At 61.9% G+C, this 19633-nt stretch carries 18 protein-coding genes; 14 read left to right on the forward strand and 4 right to left on the reverse strand.

Annotated elements, in window-relative coordinates:
• Positions 1 to 108 precede the first annotated feature (108 nt).
• From V1475_RS01030 to murJ, 3 genes are read left to right on the forward strand one after another with little or no spacing between them, the layout of a single operon-like run.
• Positions 109 to 1287, forward strand: coding sequence for a penicillin-binding protein activator (locus V1475_RS01030; protein WP_479411267.1), 1179 nt, complete (start codon positions 109 to 111; stop codon positions 1285 to 1287).
• Complete coding sequence (locus tag V1475_RS01035) at positions 1247 to 4069, forward strand: [protein-PII] uridylyltransferase (protein ID WP_479411268.1); 2823 nt, start codon at positions 1247 to 1249, stop codon at positions 4067 to 4069. The genes V1475_RS01030 and V1475_RS01035 overlap by 41 nt, the downstream gene beginning before the upstream one ends.
• Positions 4066 to 5607 (forward strand): murein biosynthesis integral membrane protein MurJ, encoded by a 1542-nt coding sequence (murJ, locus tag V1475_RS01040; protein WP_479411269.1) that lies wholly within the window; start codon positions 4066 to 4068, stop codon positions 5605 to 5607. Before V1475_RS01035 ends, murJ begins: the two co-directional genes overlap by 4 nt.
• Before the next feature lie 5 nt (positions 5608 to 5612).
• Here the strand turns inward: murJ and V1475_RS01045 are convergent, their stop codons facing one another.
• On the reverse strand, positions 5613 to 6311 hold the full coding sequence (locus V1475_RS01045) for a rhomboid family intramembrane serine protease (RefSeq protein WP_479411270.1): 699 nt from the start codon (positions 6309 to 6311) through the stop codon (positions 5613 to 5615).
• Between the two features lie 78 nt (positions 6312 to 6389).
• On the opposite strand from V1475_RS01045, the gene trpS reads away from it, so the two are divergent.
• Positions 6390 to 7406: a tryptophan--tRNA ligase gene (gene trpS / locus V1475_RS01050; protein ID WP_479411271.1), complete on the forward strand. Its 1017-nt coding sequence runs from the start codon at positions 6390 to 6392 to the stop codon at positions 7404 to 7406.
• A 120-nt stretch (positions 7407 to 7526) separates the two neighbouring features.
• On the opposite strand, the gene V1475_RS01055 is transcribed toward trpS, so the two are convergent.
• The gene (locus tag V1475_RS01055) at positions 7527 to 8111 is read right to left on the reverse strand and encodes a L,D-transpeptidase (protein WP_479411272.1); all 585 of its coding nucleotides are present in this window, start codon (positions 8109 to 8111) and stop codon (positions 7527 to 7529) included.
• 416 nt (positions 8112 to 8527) lie between these two features.
• Here V1475_RS01055 and V1475_RS01060 point away from each other — a divergent pair, with 416 nt between their 5' ends.
• The 10 genes from V1475_RS01060 (at position 8528) to V1475_RS01105 (ending at position 17226) form a co-directional block, all read left to right on the forward strand.
• Positions 8528 to 8983, forward strand: coding sequence for a universal stress protein (locus V1475_RS01060; RefSeq protein ID WP_434290488.1), 456 nt, complete (start codon positions 8528 to 8530; stop codon positions 8981 to 8983).
• The gene (locus tag V1475_RS01065; protein WP_434290487.1) at positions 8983 to 9447 is read left to right on the forward strand and encodes a DUF2267 domain-containing protein; all 465 of its coding nucleotides are present in this window, start codon (positions 8983 to 8985) and stop codon (positions 9445 to 9447) included. Before V1475_RS01060 ends, V1475_RS01065 begins: the two co-directional genes overlap by 1 nt.
• A gap of 83 nt (positions 9448 to 9530) precedes the next feature.
• Positions 9531 to 10094, forward strand: coding sequence for a NifU family protein (locus V1475_RS01070; RefSeq protein ID WP_434290486.1), 564 nt, complete (start codon positions 9531 to 9533; stop codon positions 10092 to 10094).
• 10 nt (positions 10095 to 10104) lie between these two features.
• A complete protein-coding gene (locus tag V1475_RS01075; protein ID WP_479411273.1) occupies positions 10105 to 10536 on the forward strand; it encodes a GNAT family N-acetyltransferase in 432 nt (143 codons plus the stop codon).
• 222 nt (positions 10537 to 10758) lie between these two features.
• Positions 10759 to 11763, forward strand: coding sequence for a BMP family lipoprotein (locus tag V1475_RS01080; RefSeq protein WP_066710961.1), 1005 nt, complete (start codon positions 10759 to 10761; stop codon positions 11761 to 11763).
• Between the two features lie 7 nt (positions 11764 to 11770).
• The gene (locus V1475_RS01085; RefSeq protein ID WP_479411274.1) at positions 11771 to 13387 is read left to right on the forward strand and encodes an ABC transporter ATP-binding protein; all 1617 of its coding nucleotides are present in this window, start codon (positions 11771 to 11773) and stop codon (positions 13385 to 13387) included.
• Positions 13384 to 14481, forward strand: a complete 1098-nt coding sequence (locus V1475_RS01090) for an ABC transporter permease (RefSeq protein WP_434290480.1) — start codon at positions 13384 to 13386, stop codon at positions 14479 to 14481. Before V1475_RS01085 ends, V1475_RS01090 begins: the two co-directional genes overlap by 4 nt.
• 1 nt (position 14482) lies before the next feature.
• On the forward strand, positions 14483 to 15445 hold the full coding sequence (locus tag V1475_RS01095) for an ABC transporter permease (protein WP_479411275.1): 963 nt from the start codon (positions 14483 to 14485) through the stop codon (positions 15443 to 15445).
• A 129-nt stretch (positions 15446 to 15574) separates the two neighbouring features.
• Positions 15575 to 16483: a sulfite exporter TauE/SafE family protein gene (locus tag V1475_RS01100; protein ID WP_066710955.1), complete on the forward strand. Its 909-nt coding sequence runs from the start codon at positions 15575 to 15577 to the stop codon at positions 16481 to 16483.
• Positions 16483 to 17226, forward strand: coding sequence for a TIGR02186 family protein (locus V1475_RS01105; RefSeq protein WP_434290477.1), 744 nt, complete (start codon positions 16483 to 16485; stop codon positions 17224 to 17226). Before V1475_RS01100 ends, V1475_RS01105 begins: the two co-directional genes overlap by 1 nt.
• 17 nt (positions 17227 to 17243) lie before the next feature.
• Here V1475_RS01105 and V1475_RS01110 read toward each other — a convergent pair whose 3' ends face one another.
• Positions 17244 to 18800 (reverse strand): ATP-dependent DNA helicase, encoded by a 1557-nt coding sequence (locus tag V1475_RS01110; RefSeq protein WP_479411276.1) that lies wholly within the window; start codon positions 18798 to 18800, stop codon positions 17244 to 17246.
• 56 nt (positions 18801 to 18856) lie between these two features.
• Entirely contained in the window at positions 18857 to 19495 is a 639-nt protein-coding gene (locus tag V1475_RS01115; protein WP_479411277.1) for an acyl-homoserine-lactone synthase, read from the reverse strand.
• Positions 19496 to 19633 lie beyond the last annotated feature (138 nt).

Below are 19633 nucleotides of genomic sequence, written 5' to 3' on the forward strand. Positions count from 1 at the left end.
GGTCTTTTGCGGCGTTTACTCTTGGGAACGTGTCGCATAGTCTGCCCGCTAAATCGCGTGGCCCTCGGTGTCGCGTTCTTGTTTGCCGTCAGGAGTGAGGTTTCCCCCATGTTCGCCGTTCTGCGCGCCGCCCGCAAGTCGCTCGCCAAATTCGCGCTAGGCCTGTCCCTTCTGGGCCTTATCGCCTGTGATCCGGGTGCCCTCCCGGTCGGCGGCGGTCCGACGATCAACACAACGAAACCGGTGCCGGTCGCCCTTCTCGTCCCCTACGAATCATCGAGCGCCGGAGATATCGCGCTGGCCACCTCGCTCGAGAATGCCGCACGCCTCGCCATGGCCGATCTCGACGGCGTGAGCATCGATCTGCGCGTCTACCCGACCGGCGGTCAGGCCGAACGCGCCGCCTCCGCGACGTCTCAGGCGATTGCCGACGGGGCCAAGATCATCCTCGGCCCGGTCTACGGCGGCTCCGCCAAACTCGCGGGCCTCACCGCCGCCAATGCCGGGATCAACGTTCTGTCCTTCTCGAACAACCCCGAGATCGCCGGTGGCAACGTCTTTATTCTCGGCCCGACCTTCGACAGCACCGCCACCCGGCTGGTGTCCTACGCCCGCGCCAATGGCAAGGGCCGCATCATGGTCGTGAACGGCAACAGCGCGGCGGAAAACGCGGGCGCGAGCGCGATCAAATCCGCGATCTCGCGTCAGGGCGCGACGCTCGCCACAGAGCAAAGCTTCGAGATGAGCCAGCAAGGCGTCGTGCAAGCGATCCAGCCGATTGCCTCCAAGGCCCGAAGCTCCAATGCTGACGCGATTTTCTTCACCTCCGGCAATGACGGCGCCATGCCGCTTCTGGCGCAGATGCTGCCGGAAAACGGCATTAGATCGCCCAATCCGCAATATATCGGCCTGCAACGCTGGAACGTTCCGGCCTCGGCCCTGAGCCTGCCGGGCCTGCAAGACAGCTGGTTCGCCATTCCCGACCAGCAACTCACTGCGAATTTCTCCGGCCATTACAGCGCCACCTACGGTCAGGCGCCGCATGCGCTGGCCGGTCTCGCCTATGATGGCATCGCCGCCATCGGGGCGCTGGTGAAATCCGGCGACCAGAACGCGCTGACCGTGCAGGGGCTGACCCGCAACTCCGGCTTCGTCGGCGTCAACGGCATCTTCCGCCTGCGCACCAACGGCACCAACGAACGCGGTCTCTCCATCGCGACCATCCAAAACAATCAGGTAATCGAGATTGACCCTGCACCAAGAGCCTTCGGTGGCGCCGGGTTCTGAGCCCCCGGCGCTCGCCAGTTTCCTTCCGACCCCACCGGGCACGCTGATCTGTGCCGAGGACGCGGTTTTCAATGTGACCGAGGTGGCCGCAGCGCTTGAGGCCTGTTGGCAAGACGCTGCGGATGCCGCTGCCCTGCGCAAGGCCACGGTCAAGGTGCTTCATGACGCGCAGGAACGCGGCCGCGCCGCCATCGCCAGCGCCATGACCGAGGCTCCGCGCAACGCCCGCCCGGCCCTGCGCGCCTATGCATGGCTCACCGACTGCCTCGTGACTTCGGTGCTCTTTACCGCGATGACCCGGCTGCACCCGAACCCGAACCCGTCGGAGGGCGAACGCATCGCCGTTCTGGCCGTCGGCGGTTACGGGCGCGGGGAAATGTCGCCCTATTCCGACGTCGATCTGCTGTTCCTCGCCCCGCACAAGATCACCGGCTGGATCGAGAGCGTGGTGGAGAGCATGCTCTACATGTTCTGGGATCTGCATCTCAAGGTCGGCCATTCCACCCGCACGATCCGCGACTGCATCCGGCTCGGGCGCGAGGATTTCACCATCCGTACCGCCATGCTGGAACTGCGTTTTCTGGCGGGCAACCGCAAGCTCGCGACGCAGCTTCACCAGCAATTGCGCGACGAGCTGTTCCGCAATACCGCGCGCGAGTTCATCGAAGCCAAGCTCGAGGAACGCGCCTCGCGGCACCGCAAACAGGGCGGTCAGCGCTATGTGGTGGAGCCGAACATCAAGGAAGGTAAAGGCGGGCTTCGCGATCTGCACACGCTGTTCTGGATCGCGAAATACGTCCATGGCGTGCGCAATGCCGCCGATCTGGTGAAGGCCGGAGTTTTCACCCCGGAGGAATATCGCCAGTTCGAGGAGGCTGAGACCTTCCTGCACGCGGCACGCAATGCGCTTCATATCATTGCCGGACGTCCGATGGATCAACTGACCTTCGACATGCAGGTCGAGGTCGCCGACAGGCTGGGCTATATCGACCACTCGGGCCGTCCAGCCGTCGAGCACTTCATGCAGGATTACTTCCGCCACGCCACCCGCGTGGGCGAATTGACCCGGATTTTCCTGACCTCGCTGGAGGCCCAGCACGTCAAACAGGAACCGGCGCTGCAACGCCTGTTCAAACGCCGCCGCAAGATCGGCGATCAATACGAGCTGGTGCACAACCGGCTCAACGTCCGTGACCGTCAGGCGTTTCTCTCCGACAAGCTCAACCTCTTGCGGGTCTTCGAAGAGGCGCTGCGCACCGGCTATCTGTTGCACCCCGACGTGATGCGACTGATCTCGGCCAATCTCGGCATGATCGACAACGACATGCGCACCGATCCAGAGGCGCAGCGGATTTTCATCGACCTCTTGTTGAAACACGGCAACCCGGAGCGCTCGCTGCGCCGGATGAACGAGTTGGGTGCCCTGGGCGCGTTCATTCCGGAGTTTCAGCACATCGTCGCGATGATGCAGTTCAACATGTATCACAGCTACACGGTGGACGAGCACACGATCCAGGTGATTTCCAACCTTGCGGAAATCGAACGCGGCGAATTGGAAGAGGCGCTGCCGCTCGCCACCCGCATTCTGAAATCCGGGGTCAATCGCCGGGTGCTTTATATTGCCATGCTGCTGCATGACATCGGCAAGGGACGCAACGAGGACCACTCCGTGATCGGGGCCCAGATCGCGCGCAAGGTCGCGCCGCGTCTGGGATTGAAGCCCGCCGAATGCGAGACCGTCGAATGGCTGGTGCGCTACCATCTTTTGATGTCCGACATCGCCCAGAAACGCGACATTGCCGATCCGCGCACGGTGCGCGATTTCGCCAAGGCGGTGAAAACCCGCGAACGGCTCGATCTTTTGACGGTGCTGACCGTCTGCGACATTCGCGGCGTCGGCCCCGGTGTCTGGAACAACTGGAAAGCCACGCTGATCCGCAATCTGCATGCTCAGACGGCCTATGCCCTCGAACACGGGCTTGAGGAAATCAACCGCGATGCGCGCGAAGGCGAGGCCAAGAAGGAACTGCGCTCGCGCCTCACCGACTGGAGCGCCGCCGACAAGCGCACGGAGCTTCAGCGCCATTACAGCACCTACTGGCAGGGCCTGCCCTTTGCCGCCCACGAGATTTTCGCGGGGCTGTTGCGCGACATTCAACCCGACGAAATTCGCATCGACGTGCATCAGGACGAAGACCGCGATGCCACCCGTGCCTGTTTCGCGCTCTCCGACCACCACGGGATTTTCTCCCGTCTCGCGGGCGCTCTTGCCCTTGTCGGTGCCAACGTCGTGGATGCCCGCACCTATACCTCGAAGGACGGCTATGCGACCGCCGTGTTCTGGATTCAGGACAAGGACGGCAACCCCTATGAAAACGCCCGCCTGCCGCGTCTGCGCCAGATGATCGACAAGACGCTCCGCGGCGAGGTTATGGCCAAGGACGCGCTCAAATCCCGCGACAAGATCAAGAAACGCGAAAGCAAATTCGACGTGCCGACCTCGATTTCCTTCGACAACGAGGGATCGGAGATTTTCACCATCATCGAGGTGGACACCCGCGACCGGCCGGGGCTTTTGTACGATCTGACACGGGTTCTGGCGGAAAATGCCATTTCCATCGTCACCGCCCAGATCGCCACCTACGGCGCGCAGGTGGTCGATGTGTTCTATGTGAAGGATATGTTCGGGATGAAACTCCATGCCGAATCCAAACGCAAATCTCTTGAGAAGAAACTGCGCGAGGCCATCGTGACCGGCGCGAAACAGGCTCATTCCGAATGAAACCCATCCGCCTCGTCCGGGGCTTTGTCACCGTCGGCGGCTGGACCCTGATGAGCCGCGTGCTCGGATTCGTGCGCGATGCGCTGATCGCGGCATTTTTCGGCGCGGGGCCTGTGGCCGAGGCTTTTGCCGTGGCTTTCTCCCTGCCCAACACCTTCCGCCGCTTCTTTGCCGAAGGCACGCTGAACGTCGCGTTCGTTCCGATGTTCTCCAAGAAAGTCGAAGCCGGTGAGGATGCCAAACGCTTTGCGGAGGACACCCTTTCCGTTCTCGCCACCGCCTTGATCGCGCTCACGCTGATCGCCACCCTGATCATGCCGGTACTGGTGACCATCATGGCCGCCGGGCTGATCGGCGACCAGCGCTTTGATCTGGCCGTCGATTACGGTCGCATCGCCTTTCCCTATGTGCTGTTCATCTCCATCGGAGCCTTGTTCTCCGGCATTCTGAACGCCACCGGGAGGTTCGCCGCCGCCGCCGCCGCCCCGGTGCTTCTGAACGTCATTCTGTCCGTCGCCATGGTCGGTGCAGCAAAACTCGGCCTGCCTGTAGACCGTGCGCTGATCTGGTCCGTTCCTCTCGCCGGGGCAGCCCAGCTTGCCGTCGTCTGGATTGCCGCGTCGAAAGCCGGGTTCAATCTGCGCCCGCATCTGCCGCGGCTGACGCCGGAGATGAAAGAGCTTTTGATTCTTGCAGGCCCCGCGGCACTTGCCGGTGGCGTCGTTCACATCAATCTGCTGATCGGCCGTCAGGTCGCCTCGTTTTCCCAGGAAGGGTCCCTGCAATATCTCAACCTCGCCGACCGGCTTTATCAATTGCCCTTGGGCGTGGTCGCCATCGCCATCGGCATCGTGCTGTTGCCCGATCTCTCCCGCCGCTTGCAGGCCGGAGATCACGAGGGCGCGCGCCATGCATACAACCGGGCCTTCGAATTCGCGCTTTTGCTGACAGTCCCCGCCGCCGTTGCCTTGGTCGTCATTCCGGAACCGCTGATTTCCTTCCTGTTCCAGCGCGGCGCCTTCACCCCGGACGATACCCACAAAACCGCTCTGGCGGTGATGATCTATGGCCTCGGCCTTCCGGCCTTCGTCATGCAGAAGGTATTGCAACCGCTGTATTTCGCCCGCGAGGACACACGCAGCCCCTTCCGCTTCGCGCTCTACGCCATGGTGATCAACGCCGTCGTCGCCATCGGCCTGTCTTTCGTCATCGGCTATCTCGCCGCCGCCGTTGCCACCACGCTGGCCGCCTGGGGCATGGTCGCGCTTTTGTGGTTCGGCAAAAAATCCATGGGCAACGAGGTCCATGCCGACGCCCGGCTGATCCGCCGCGCACCGCGCATTCTGCTCGCCTCCCTGCTGATGGGGCTGCTCCTATGGGGCAGTGAAATCGGTCTCTCGCCGGTGTTCGAGCTTTCGCGTGGCTTGGGCACGCTCCTGCTCGTCGTCATCGGGATCGTCGGCTATTTCACCATCGCGCATCTGATCGGCGCGGTTCGGTTCGTCGAGTTGAAAGGCTCCGTCAAACGCGGCCGCTGATCCGCTCAGCGCTGGCGCAGCCGCATCATGATCCGTCCGAACGCCCCCGGCACCAGAAGCGCCGCAACTGCAAAACCTGCTGCGAACCCCGCCAGATCCGCGACCCAATCCGGGGAGCCGCCAAACAGCAAGCCGAACACGAGCTGAATGCCCATCAGAAACCCGATGAGCGTGAACGCCCGCACCCGGTTCTGTTGCATCGCCCCGAGCCCCAGCCAGAGGATAAACGTATAGGCCCCGATAAACCCGTAGGCCGCCGGGTAGGCACCGACGAGTTGCACATTGGTGGTCAGGATCAGCCCATAGGCCAGCGATCCCGCGAGCGCCGAGATCACGAAAATCAGCAGCACGGCGAAATTGCCGAAGGTTTCGCCGACCATCTTGCCCAACGCCAGAATGAACACGATCACCATCAGCGCATGAAGCATCGAGTAATGCACGAACGCATAGGTAAAAAACCGCATCACATGCTCGAACGGCCAAGTGCCCTGCGCCCGCATCGCTTCGAAGATCGAGTCGAAAAAACCGTAGTCCTCGATCGCGGCAATGCGCCAGCCGATCGCATCCGGCCCGCCGATCAGCCCGAACGATCCGATCTGGAACACAAGTTCGATCCCGCCCAACACCAGCGCAATGGCGATCACCATCGGCGGCAGATTGTTAAACGGCGTTTCCGGGCTGGAATATTCGGGATCATCGGACATTGAACGGGCCTTTCCTTGACGCTCTCGTCCCGCATAGGTAAGCCACGATCACCTATTAATCCAGTGACGGAGTTCCAGATGGACAAGCCTGCCTTCACCCCCCGCGTGTTTTCGGGGATCAAGCCTTCGGGCGGGCTCACCCTCGGCAATTATCTCGGCGCGATCAAACGCTTCGTGGATATGCAGGGCGGTGAGTTCGAAACCATCTATTGCGTGGCGGATATGCACGCGATCACCGTCTGGCAAGATCCCGAAGAACTGCGTCAGGCAACCCGTGAAGTGACCGCGGGCTTTCTCGCCGCCGGGATCGACCCCGAACGCTCCATCCTGTTCAACCAGTCCCGCGTTTCGGCCCATGCCGAACTGGGCTGGCTGTTCAACTGTGTCGCCCGCGTCGGCTGGATGAACCGCATGACGCAATTCAAGGACAAGGCGGGCAAGAATGCCGAGAATGTCTCTCTCGGTCTTTACGCCTACCCGTCCCTGATGGCCGCCGACATTCTCCTGTATCACGCGACCCACGTCCCCGTGGGCGAGGATCAAAAACAGCACGTCGAGCTGACCCGCGATATCGCCCAGAAATTCAATCACGATTACAAGGTCGAGTTCTTCCCGGAATGCACCCCCGTGATCGAAGGCCCGGCGATGCGCGTGATGAACCTGCGCGACGGCACCAAGAAAATGTCCAAATCCGGCGAAAGCGACATGGAACGCGTCAACATGACCGATGACGCGGACACCATCGCCAAGAAGTTCAAAAAGGCCAAAACCGATCCCGAGCCGCTGCCCGAGGAGATGGAAGGTCTGGCGAACCGTCCCGAGGCGCGCAACCTCGTCAACATCTACGCAGGTCTCGCCAATATGACCGGCGAAGAGGTTCTCGCGGTCTATGGCGGTCAGGGCTGGGGTGCGTTCAAGCCAGCGCTCGCCGAGCTGGCCGTCGAGAAACTCGCGCCGATCTCCACCGAGATGGCCCGCCTGATGAACGACCCCGCCGAGATCGACCGCATCCTCGCCAAAGGCGCGGAAAAGGCCAAGGCGATTGCCGACCCGATCCTCGACAAAACCTTCGACATTATGGGGTTCGTTCGCTGACGCTCACGAGATGCCCGGCGCCGCTGGCGACATGGGCTTCGTGCGCTGACAGCCACCATCGACAAAACAAAGGGCGCCCGAATGTGGCGCCCTTTCTTGTCTTCATTGCAGTCCAAATACTCAGATCAGCTTAACCTGCGTGCCCACGGCCACCCGGTCGTACAAATCGACGATCTGTTCGTTGTAAAGCCCGATGCACCCATCCGAAGACCGCCGCCCGATCTTGCGCGTGTCATGGGTGCCGTGGATACGGTAATACTGCCACGACAGGTAAAGCGCCCGCACGCCAAGCGGGTTTGCCGGTCCCGCTGGCACCGTCACAGGCAGGCTCGGATCGCGTTCGCGCATCGAGGGCGTCGGCGTCCATGTCGGGTTTTTCACTTTGTTGATCACGGAGGTATACCCACGCCGCGTCAAGTCGGTCGAGATCGGCACAGAGGTTGGATAGAGTTTATAATCTCCCTCCGGGCTCCAGAAATGCAGCGCGCGGCTCACCGTATCGGCGACGATCGCGCCTTTGCCCAAGGCCTCGAAATGGTCGCGCCAGTCGATGGTGCGAAAGCTCGAAATGTTATTGCGGGCATTTTCCGGAGTCTTCAGCTCGTCCGGCAGGGTCAGGCCGACTTCCTCGGCAAATCCTGCGCGGGCGAGAAAGGGCGTGCTCAGGGCTGCGGCAATAAAATTGCGGCGCTTCATGATGGTCATGACATCGTCCTCGTGCGTTGTCGATTGTTGTCGAATTGCCCCGAATGAACCCCATCCGGCATGTTCACCACAAATCACGAAGCGGTTAGCCCGCTCCGCAACGTCGCAATCGCGACGACAATGTCACATTAGGGATTCAATCTTCCCGTAATGATCAAAGTCGAAGCATCGGAATCAGGCCCGTCCCCGCCCGAAGCGCTTGCCCTTACGCGCCCGATACTTCTGAGCTGATCGTTTTCCCCGACGGATCAGGGCCCATAGACCCCCGGCCTCGCGCCGGGGGTTTCTCTGATTGTATCGCGTGTCTGACCCCGCCGCGACACGCACTCCGCTTGCGTCCGGCGTCCCGCTCGGTCATCATCCCGGTAAACCGGCACATCTGTGTCGGGACAGAAGAATTCAGGACCGAGGCCAGAATGCGCAAATTTCTCGTCATCCTCGATGACAGCCGTGAATGTCTCAACGCCATGCGCTTTGCCGCCATGCGCGCCGCCCATACCGGCGCCGGGGTCACCATCCTGTCGATCATCCCGCCCGAGGAGTTCAACCACTGGATCGGAGTCGCCGATCTGATGCGCGAAGAGACCCGAGACCGCATCGTCGCCCATTACGAGGTCTTCGCCAAATGGATGCGGGATCGTCAGGGCATCGACCCCGAACTGGTGATCCGCGAGGGCGAGGCCGTGCATGAAATCCTTGCGCAGATCAAGGAAGACCCCTCGATCGGGGTGCTGGTTCTGGGCGCCGGTACGGAAAAATCCGGCCCCGGACCGCTGGTGACCGCCATGTCGAAACAGGCCGGGTTCCTGCCGATCCCGATGACGCTTGTGCCCGGAGAGATGTCGAAAGAACGGCTGGAGGCCGTCACCTGATGCCGATGCCCTGGAGTTATCGCCATTCGGAAAAGGAGTTCAAATCCTTCCTGAAAGACGCCAAGGACCGCATGGGTCATGTCATGGAGAGCGACAACATGACCTACACCGCCGTCGATGGCGTGTTGCAATGTTTTCGCCGTCGCCTGACCCCGCCGCAAGTCATCGCCTTTGGCGACGTCATCCCCTCGTCGCTCCGTGCCATGCTGGTCTACAACTGGCGTGTCGATGCGGTCCCCCTGCCTTTCGGCTCGCGGTCCGAGCTGATCCGCGAGGCTCAGGCGGTGCGCAAGGAGCACAACATAACGCCGCTCAACGTGATCGACGCCACCGCCTATGCGCTTTGGCGTCATTGCAACCACCGCGATCTGAAACGTGTCCTCGAATTGATCGGCCCCGATGCGGTGGCCTTTTGGGCCGTGCGCGGCATTCCAGAGACAGAGCTTGAACAGCAGATCATCTGACGCTATAGTTTAGAACCGTTCTAAATATTGACTTTCGGCGCTGAAAAGCGCATATCCGACCTGATCACTAAGGAATACGCGCCATGTTCATCCAGACCGAATCCACGCCGAACCCCGCCACGCTGAAATTCCTGCCCGGCCAGACCGTTCTGGAAACCGGCACCGCGGATTTCACCACGGCCGAGGCCGCGAATGCCTCGCCGCTCGCCACGCGCATCTTCAAGGTCGGCAATGTCACCGGCGTGTTCTTCGGTTCCGATTTCGTCACCGTCACGAAAGACGAAGCCACCGATTGGGACCACGTCAAACCGGCGATCCTCGGCGCGATCATGGAGCATTTCCAATCCGGCGACCCGGTGATGGAAGGCGAGAACACCGCCCCCGCCGGTCACGCCGATCATGACGGCCCGGACAGCGACATCGTCCAGCAGATCAAGGAACTTCTGGACACCCGCGTGCGTCCGGCCGTGGCGCAGGACGGTGGCGACATCACCTTCCACGGCTTCGATCGCGGCATCGTCTACCTGCACATGCAAGGTGCCTGCGCCGGTTGTCCGTCTTCGACGCTCACGCTCAAAATGGGCATCGAAAACCTGCTGCGCCATTACATCCCCGAAGTGCTCGAAGTGCGCCCGGTCGCGGCCTGAGATCGACCGCGTGTCCGATCTGACGCCAGAGGATCTGGCCGCGCTGCATGCGGCCTGTTTCACCACACCACGCCCATGGTCCGCGAAGGAATTCGCGGACCTTCTTGCGTCGCCCACCGTGTTTCTGGTGACCGGCGAGGGCCCCTCCTTCGCCCTTGGGCGCGCCGTGGCGGGCGAAGCCGAGCTTCTCACCCTCGCCGTCGCCCCAGAGGCGCGTGGTCGCCGCCTCGGACGGCTCGCCTTGCAGGGCTACGAGGCCGGGGCTCGCGTGCGCGGCGCTGAGGATGCCTTTCTCGAGGTCGCCACCGACAACACCGTCGCGATTTCGCTCTATCTCTCGGAAGGTTATTGCGAATCCGGGCGGCGCAAGGGCTATTACGCCCCCCCCGAAGGGCCGAAAATCGACGCTCTGGTGTTCACAAAGCGCATAAAACAGACGTAACCCTACGTCATACTGTGCGCAGACCCGCAATCCCCGGAGGAACTGCGACCGATTGGTCAAATATGGTAAAATGTGTATTGACCCCCAGACAGGGACACGCCCTAATCCGGGTCAAGGTGCGCGTGTTGCGCGCTTACACGGGTCATGACGTGACCGCTGCGGGAAAGGTCCCGGAGGCGGCATGGGATGCCCTCAATACAAGTACCTGAACGGGAGATTACCATGACCCTGATGAAAAGCTTTCTCGGCGCAGCCGCCGCTCTGGCGCTGACCTCCGGCACCGCTCTGGCCGACCCCGCGATCATCTTCGACCTCGGTGGCAAGTTCGACAAATCCTTCAATGAAAGCTCCTACAACGGGGCCGAGCGCTGGAAAGCCGAAACCGGCGGTTCCTATCGTGACGTCGAACTGCAATCCGACGCCCAGCGCGAACAGGCGCTGCGCCGCTTCGCCGAAAACGGTTTCAACCCGATCGTGATGGCCGGTTTCTCCTTCTCCACCGCGCTCGAAACCGTGGCTCCCGACTTCCCGGACACGAAATTCGTCATCATCGACGGCGTGGCCGACGCACCGAACGTGCGCTCCATCGTATTCAAGGAAGAGGAAGGTTCCTATATCGTCGGCATCGCCGCCGCCTATGCCGCGAAAGGCGACACCGTCTCCTTCGTCGGCGGCATGGACATCCCGCTGATCTCCAAATTCGCCTGCGGCTATGCCCAGGGCTTCAAATCCGTGAAACCCGACGGCAAGGTCATCGTCAACATGACCGGCACCAAGCCCGAAGCCTGGAACGACCCGGTGAAGGGCGGCGAGCTGACCCGTGCGCAAAAAGCGGCTGGCTCCGAAGTGGTCTTCGCGGCGGCGGGCGGCACCGGTCTCGGCGTGCTGCAAACCGCAGCGGACGAGGGCATGCTCGCCATCGGCGTCGACAGCAACCAGAACTTCCTGCAGCCGGGTCACGTCCTGACCTCGATGGTCAAGCGCGTCGACAACGCGGTCTATGATGCCTTCATGCAGGGCGAAGACTTGGAAACTGGTCTCTTCGTCATGGGGCTCGCGAATGACGGCGTCGGTGCCGCCATCGACGAATACAACGAAGCCCTGATCACCCCGGAAATGAAAGCCGCGATGGACGACGCCACCGCGAAGATCATCTCCGGCGAGGTCGTGGTGCATGACTACATGTCCGACGAAACCTGCCCGGCCTTCGACAAACCGGGTGAGTAAGTCTCACATGAGCGCTCAGAACGAGGCGGGGCGGCAGGAGACTGTCGCCCCCACCGCATCCGCCACCGCCCCCTCCGTCCCTGCGATCGAGCTGCGCGGCATTTCCAAAGCGTTCGGCCCGGTACAGGCCAACAAGGACATCGCAATCTCGGTGGCCAAGGGCTCGATCCATGGCATCATCGGCGAGAACGGCGCGGGCAAATCCACGCTGATGTCGATCCTCTACGGGTTCTACAAGGCCGACAGCGGCCAGATCCTGATCAACGGCAAAGAGGTCCAGATCGCCGACAGCCAGGCCGCCATCGCCGCCGGCATCGGCATGGTGTTCCAGCATTTCAAACTGGTGGAAAACTTCACCGTTCTGGAAAACGTCATCCTCGGTGCCGAAGACGGCGGGCTGTTGAAGCCCTCGCTGGCAAAAGCCCGCAAGCTTTTGCAACAACTCTCTGACGAATATGAATTGTCCGTCGATCCGGACGCCCTGATCGAAGACCTCTCCGTGGGCCACCAGCAGCGGGTCGAGATTCTCAAGGCGCTCTATCGACAGGCGGACATCCTGATCCTCGACGAGCCGACCGGCGTTCTGACCCCCGCCGAGGCCGATCACCTCTTCCGCATTCTCGAAGGGCTGAAGGAACAAGGCAAGACGATCATTCTGATCACCCATAAACTGCGCGAGATCATGGAAATCACCGACACGGTGTCCGTGATGCGCCGCGGCGAGATGACCGCCACCGTGAAGACTTCCGAGACCTCGCCCGAGGAACTGGCCGAGTTGATGGTCGGTCGCAAGGTCTTGCTGCATGTCGACAAGAAACCCGCCACCCCCGGTGCGCCGGTGGTGCAGATCGAGAACCTGCGCGTCATCGACGAACAGAAGGTCGAACGCGTCAAAGGCGTGTCCTTCGAGGTGCGCGCCGGCGAGATCGTCGGTATTGCAGGCGTCGCGGGCAACGGCCAGACCGAGCTTTTGGAGGTTCTGGGCGGCTATCAGAACGGCACCGGCAAAGTCCTGATGAACGGACAGGAGATCGACCTCTCCGGCAAGCATTCCAACGGCCAGACCCGGCGCGCACGCGGCATCGCCCATGTGCCCGAGGATCGCCATGACGAGGGGCTGATCCTCGAATTCCAGGCTTGGGAAAACATGGTGTTCGGCTATCACCACGCGCCGGAATATCAAAAGAACGCCCTTTTGATGGACAATGCGGGCATCAAGGCAATGACCCAGACCAGCATGGACAAGTTCGACGTCCGCCCGCCCAATCCCAAACTTGAGGCGAAATCCTTCTCCGGCGGCAACCAGCAGAAAATCGTGCTGGCCCGCGAGATCGAGCGCAACCCGGACCTGTTGCTGGTCGGTCAGCCGACCCGTGGCGTCGACATCGGCGCCATCGAATTCATTCACCAACAGATCGTGGCGCTGCGCGATCAGGGCAAGGCGATCCTTCTGGTTTCCGTGGAACTCGATGAAATCCTGTCGCTCTCCGACCGGATCATCGTCATGTTCGACGGCCAGATCATGGGCGAACGCATCCCCGCCGAGACCAACGAGGGCGAGCTTGGCCTGATGATGGCCGGGATCACCGACACGAAACACGAGACGGCGGGGGCAGACCAATGAGCAAAATGCCGAAATGGGCGGATGCCATCCTCATTCCGCTGATCTCCATCCTGATCGCCTTTTTCTTTTCCGGCGTGGTGATCTGGGCCATCGGCAAAGATCCGATCATGGCGATCAAAACCATGGTGCAGGGCGCTTTCGGCTCGACCCAGGGGATCGGCTACACGCTCTACTACGCCACGAACTTCATCTTTACCGGCCTTTCCGTGGCCGTCGCCTATCATGCCCGGCTGTTCAACATCGGCGGCGAGGGTCAGGCGACCTTGGGCGGGCTTGGCGTCACGCTCGTGTGCCTTTCGGTGCCGTGGCCGCACTGGTCGCTCGCGCTTCCCGCGGCGATGATCGGCGGGGCGCTCTTTGGCGCGGCCTGGGCCTTTATCCCCGCCTGGCTTCAGGCCAAACGCGGCAGCCATATCGTCATCACCACGATCATGTTCAACTACATCGGTGCCGCTCTGGTTGGCTATGTCATCCTGAACATCCTCAAGGTGCCCGGCTCCATGCTCACGGAGAGCGCGCGTTTTCCGACCGGCGCTCACCTGCCGACGTTCCATGAAATGCTTGCCCCCTTCGGCATCAATTTCAACAAGAACGCGCCCGCGAACATGTCCTTCCTTGTGGCCATTCTGGCCTCCGTCGCCTTCTATGTGCTGATCTGGCGCACCCGTCTCGGCTATGAGATCCGCGCCTATGGCCAGTCGGAATCGGCGGCGAAATACGCGGGGATCAATCCGTCGCGGATCGTGATCATTGCCATGCTGATCTCCGGCGCGCTGGCCGGTCTCATGGCGATCAACAACGTCATGGGCGAGGCCGAGCGCCTGATCGACAACGCGGTAGAAGGCGCGGGCTTTATCGGCATCGCGGTCGCGCTCATGGGGCGCAACCATCCGATCGGCATTTTCCTAGCCTCAATCCTGTTCGGCTTCCTCTATCAGGGCGGCGCGGAACTGGCGTTCTGGGAATCGATCCCGCGCGAGCTGGTCGTGGTGATCCAGGCGCTTGTGATCATGTTCACCGGCGCGCTCGACAATATGGTGCGGGTGCCGCTTGAAAAGCTGTTCCTCGCGTTCAGCAAAAAGAAGGAGGCGTAAGATGGACTATCTCACGATCATCCAGATCCTCGACAGCTCCGTGCGTCTCGCCACCCCTTTGCTTTTGACCTGCCTTGCCGGGCTGTTCTCCGAACGTGCGGGCGTCGTCGACATCGGGCTTGAGGGCAAGCTTCTGATCGCCGCCTTCCTGTCCGGCGCGGCTGCGGCCGTAACCGGGTCGATCTGGATCGGACTTCTCGCAGGGGTTGCGGGCTCTCTCGCCTTCTCCATGATCCATGGTCTTGCCTCGATCACCTTCAAAGGCGATCAGCTGATCTCGGGCGTCGCACTCAATTTTCTCGCTGCCGGGCTTACGGTTGTCGTTGGCCAAAGCTGGTTCCAGCTTGGCGGGCGCACGCCGCCGCTGAGCGGGGCCGGGCGTTTCAGCGAATGGAACCTGCCCTTCTCCGACGCCATGTCGAAAATCCCGGTGATCGGCCCGGCCTATGACGAGCTGATTTCCGGCCACACCGCGCTCACCTATCTGGCGCTTCTGGCGGTGCCGCTGTCCTGGTGGGTGCTCTATCGCTCCCGCTTCGGTCTGCGCCTGCGCGCCGTGGGCGAAAACCCCAGCGCCGTGGACACCGCCGGGATTTCCGTCGTGCGCCTGCGCTACGCGGCTCTGGTGATCGCCGGTGTGCTCTGCGGCCTCGCGGGCACCTATCTCGCCTCTCTTGCGGCAGGTTTCGTCAAGGATATGTCGGCGGGGCGTGGCTATATCGCACTCGCGGCCCTGATCTTTGCGAAATGGCGTCCGTGGTATGCGCTCTGGGCGACGCTGCTGTTCGGCCTTCTGGAGGCCATCGGCAACCGCTACCAATCCATCGCCTTGGGCGACATCGTCATCCCGGTACAGTTCATGCAGGCCCTGCCCTACATCCTGACCGTGATCATCCTCGCCGGGTTCGTGGGCAAGGCGATCCCGCCGCGCGCCAGCGGCCAATCCTATGTGAAGGAACGCTGAAACCCCATTTCAGCCCTTCTGAAAACGGGCCTCCGGGCCCGTTTTTTACATCCATGCTGAGGCTCAGCATTTGACGACACAGGCAAATCATTGCATTGCTGAAAGAAAGCCGACGCGAAAGACCCGCATATGCAGATTTTCCTCCCCATCGCAGAAGTCTCGGTCAACGCCTTCACCCTTCTCGGGCTGGGCGGGATCGTTGGCGTTCTGTCGGGCATGTTCGGCGTCGGTGGCGGCTTTCTCATCACGCCCCTGTTGTTCTTCGTCGGTATTCCGCCCGCCGTGGCTGTCGCCACCTCCGCCAACCAGATCGTCGCCTCCTCCGTCTCCGGCGTGCTCGCGCATTTCAAGCGCAAGACCGTGGACATCAAAATGGGCGTGGTTCTGCTGATCGGCGGCCTTGTCGGCTCCGCCATCGGCATCCAGATTTTCAACATGCTGAAGGCTTTGGGGCAGGTCGATCTGCTGGTGACGCTCTGTTACGTCGTCTTTCTCGGCATCATCGGCTTTCTCATGCTGATCGAGTCGATCCGGGCGATCAGACGCGCCAGAGGCCGCCCCGGCGGACGTCCCGCGCGCAAAAAACACCTCTGGGTCCACACCCTGCCCTTCAAGATGAAGTTTCGCGCCTCCGGGCTCTATATCTCCGCCATTCCGCCCATCGCCGTCGGCGTCATGGTCGGCATGCTCGGCGCGGTGATGGGGGTCGGCGGCGGCTTCATCATGGTGCCTGCGATGATCTACATCCTCGGCATGCCCACCAAGGTGGTGATCGGCACTTCGCTGTTCCAGATCATCTTCACCGCCGGGTTCACCACGCTGCTGCACGCCTACACCAACCATACGGTCGATGTGCTTCTGGCCTTCCTCCTGCTGGTCGGCGGCGTCATCGGGGCGCAGATCGGCACCCAGATCGGGCTGAAACTCAAAGCCGAACAGCTCCGTATCGCGCTCGCCCTTCTGGTGCTCGCCGTCTGTCTCAAGCTCGGGATCGACCTGTTGATCCCGCCCAAAGACCTCTATTCGCTGGGCTCGTGATGAAACGGATTTTCGCCCTCCTTCTCCTTTACCTCCTGCCCTTTGGCGCGCAGGCCGAACAGGTGGTCGCCGCCCTGTCGCAGACCCGCGTCGCGGTGAACGCCAATTTCGACGGCTCGGAAATTCTCGTCTTCGGCGCGGTGAAACGCGACAAACCGATCCCCGAGGACAGCCCTCTCGACGTGATCATCACCGTCGCCGGGCCGGAACAGGTGGAAACCATCCGCCGCAAGGATCGCCGGTTCGGCATCTGGATCAATGTCGAAGCCCAGGTCATCGGCCATACGCCGACCTTCTACACGGTCGCCTCCACCCGCCCCATCGCCGACATTCTGCCGCCGCTGACCGACAGCCTGTGGAAGATCACCGCAGACAAGCGCATTCTGCCTGCGCTGCGTGGCAACCCGGCACGCGAAGCCCTCATCGCGCTGCGAAAAAAGGACGACCTTTATCGCACCCGTGAAGGAGAGGTCACACTGAGCGCAGACACGCTGTTCGACACCTCGATTGACCTGCCGTCCAACATCGTGGAGGGCAATTACACCACCCGGATATTCCTCGTGCGCGATGGCGAGGTGATCGACAGCTACGGCACCTCGATCAATGTCCAGAAGGTCGGGATCGAGCGCTGGCTCTACAACCTCGCCTATTCGCAGGCCCTGATCTACGGCCTCATGGCCCTGGCAATCGCCGCGCTTTCCGGCTGGGGCGCCTCCGAGCTGTTCCGCCTGATCCGGCGTTAAGGCGGCACGCCTTTAACTTATACGTCCTTGTCGAACCCCATGTCCGTCTGCGGCTCAAGCGTCAGAGGAGCCGCCGTTTTCGCGGTCAGATCGGCGATGGACAGCGGCCCCGAGGGTTTCGACAACATCGAGCGCGTCACCCAGAAAAGTCGCGTTTCCGCCCGCGTGATCGCCACGTAAGCCAGCCGTTTCCAAAGCGGGATCCCCGCCTCCGTCCTCCCCGCCCGCGCAGCCGCGTAAAGATCCGGCGCGAAGACCTGCACATTCTCCCACTGGCTGCCCTGCGCCTTGTGGATCGTCACCGCCGCGCCATGCAAAAACGCAGCCCCCATGCGTGCCGCATAGGGGATGAACGGCTCTTCCTCATCCGGGAATTCGATTTTCACGATGGAAGCCGCGGAAATGTTCGGGTCCTCCGCCCCCATCACATGCAGCCGCGAAAAACCGGGTTTGCGCCCCGGTCCGAGATAGACCACCTGCGCGCCTTTGATCAGCCCCCGCGCCTCGAGATCGAGCCGCTTCTTGCGATGCTTCATCGGCAATTCGATCCCGTCGCAGATCAGCGGCTCGCCGGGCAAAAGCGCATCCTCGGGCGCGTCGAACACACGGCGAAACGCCTGGATCAACCGAATGCGCGTCGCATTGCGCCAGACCAGAACCGGCGAGCGCGCCATCAGATCGCTTTCGACCCTTTGCGCATAGACCACCCGGTCGTCGCGCCGCGCGGCATCCTCGATCATCCGCTCGAATTTCTCAAAGCTCAACTGCGGATCGGCCAGCGCATGGGCCAGATCGAGGATCGGGCTGTCCGCCTCCTGCCGGTGAATGCGGTGCAGGATATGTTGTTTTTCTTCGGGCAGGCTCTCGAATACCATCTCGCCCGACTGGTTCACCGGCGCGAGCTGCGCCGGGTCGCCGAACAGCACCAGCGTCGGAAAGATTTCCTGCAAATCCTCGAACTGGCGTTTGTCGAGCATCGAGCTTTCATCGATGAAACCGATGTCGAGCGGATCTTCGCGACGTTTCCAGCCGGTGATGAAATCCGACCCCCGAAGCCCCGCCGCCGCCAGCGCGCCGGGGATCGATTTGTTGTTCTGATAAAACGCATAGGCCCGGTCGAGCGCCGCGTCGGTCAGCCCTTCGATATTGAGCCCCTCGATATCCGGCCGGTTGCCATTGCCCGCCAGCCATTCCGCGATGGCCTCGTATTCCGGGTCATAGACCGGCGTGTAGAGAATGCGGTGAATCGTCGTCGCGGGCACGCCGCGCGAGCGCAGCACCGAAGCCGCCTTGTTGGTCGGAGCGAGAATGGCCAGAGTGCGCCGTTCCTTGCGCTTCTTGCCCTCCCAATCACCGGAAACGATCTCCACCCCTGCCGCCTCCAGTGCCTTGTACAGCTCTGACAGCAAAAGCGTCTTGCCCGACCCCGCCTTGCCGATCACCGCACAAAGCTGGTTCGTCACCGCAGCATGCGGCGTGATGATCCCGTCCTCGAGATCGACCCCCACGCGCGCGAGCATCGTGGTGATGGCATCAAAGGCTTCGGCCTGATCGGAGGAGAAGGTCAGCGTCATGCGGGGGACCATAAAGCTCCCCCGCATGCTGCGCCAGAGGCATCAGGCCAGAGAGGTCAGGCGATAGCGCGCCGATCCTCGACATAAGGATGATCGAAGGCCTCATGGAACCAGCGCTTCGAGGTGCCCCGGTCGATCCCGGCTCTTTCGAGCGTCGGCGCGAACATGTCCTCATGCATCTCCCAAAGCCCGACGCCCACGGCTTCGCGGCCCTCGCCCGAACGTCCGAGCACATCGGGTTTAAGCCCCATCAGGGAATAGATGCGCTCCATGCGCGGGTCGAACACGCCGACGAAATGTTTGAGATGGAATTCTTCCATGATCTCCCCCGCCCCGAGCGTCAGCGCGGCGGTCACCTGACGATCGGCTCCGGGGGCCAGACAGAAGCGGGTGCATTCCCAGATGAACGGGCTTTCGATCCGCACCCCGTCGGTCAGGAACAGGAAGTGATCGTTCACCATCGTGTCCCCCGTCGTCGGCAGAAAGCGCATCGAGCCACCATGGGTGCCGTCGGCTTTCTGCCAGAGCACATAGAGCGGGTTGATCGCGTCATACTCGTCGCGTTCCTCCCCCGCCGCATTGACATGCACGTCCCATCCGAGACGGCGTTTGAACTGGTCGGCGCGGTCCCGGAACATGGTGTCGCGCAGCAGTGGGAAATGGCAAAGGTCTTGTCCGTAAATATAGCGCAGCATTGGGGTGTTACTCCTGTCTCCGTCAACTCAACTGGACGCTAGCGTCCAAGAGTTAACCTTATCCTAGCCGCAGCGTACGCAGCCCCTGCGCAACGCCGCAGGACAGGTTTCGGAGCATTTTTTAGGCAGAAAATCCCT

Source organism: Celeribacter sp. SCSIO 80838, from assembly GCF_056498065.1.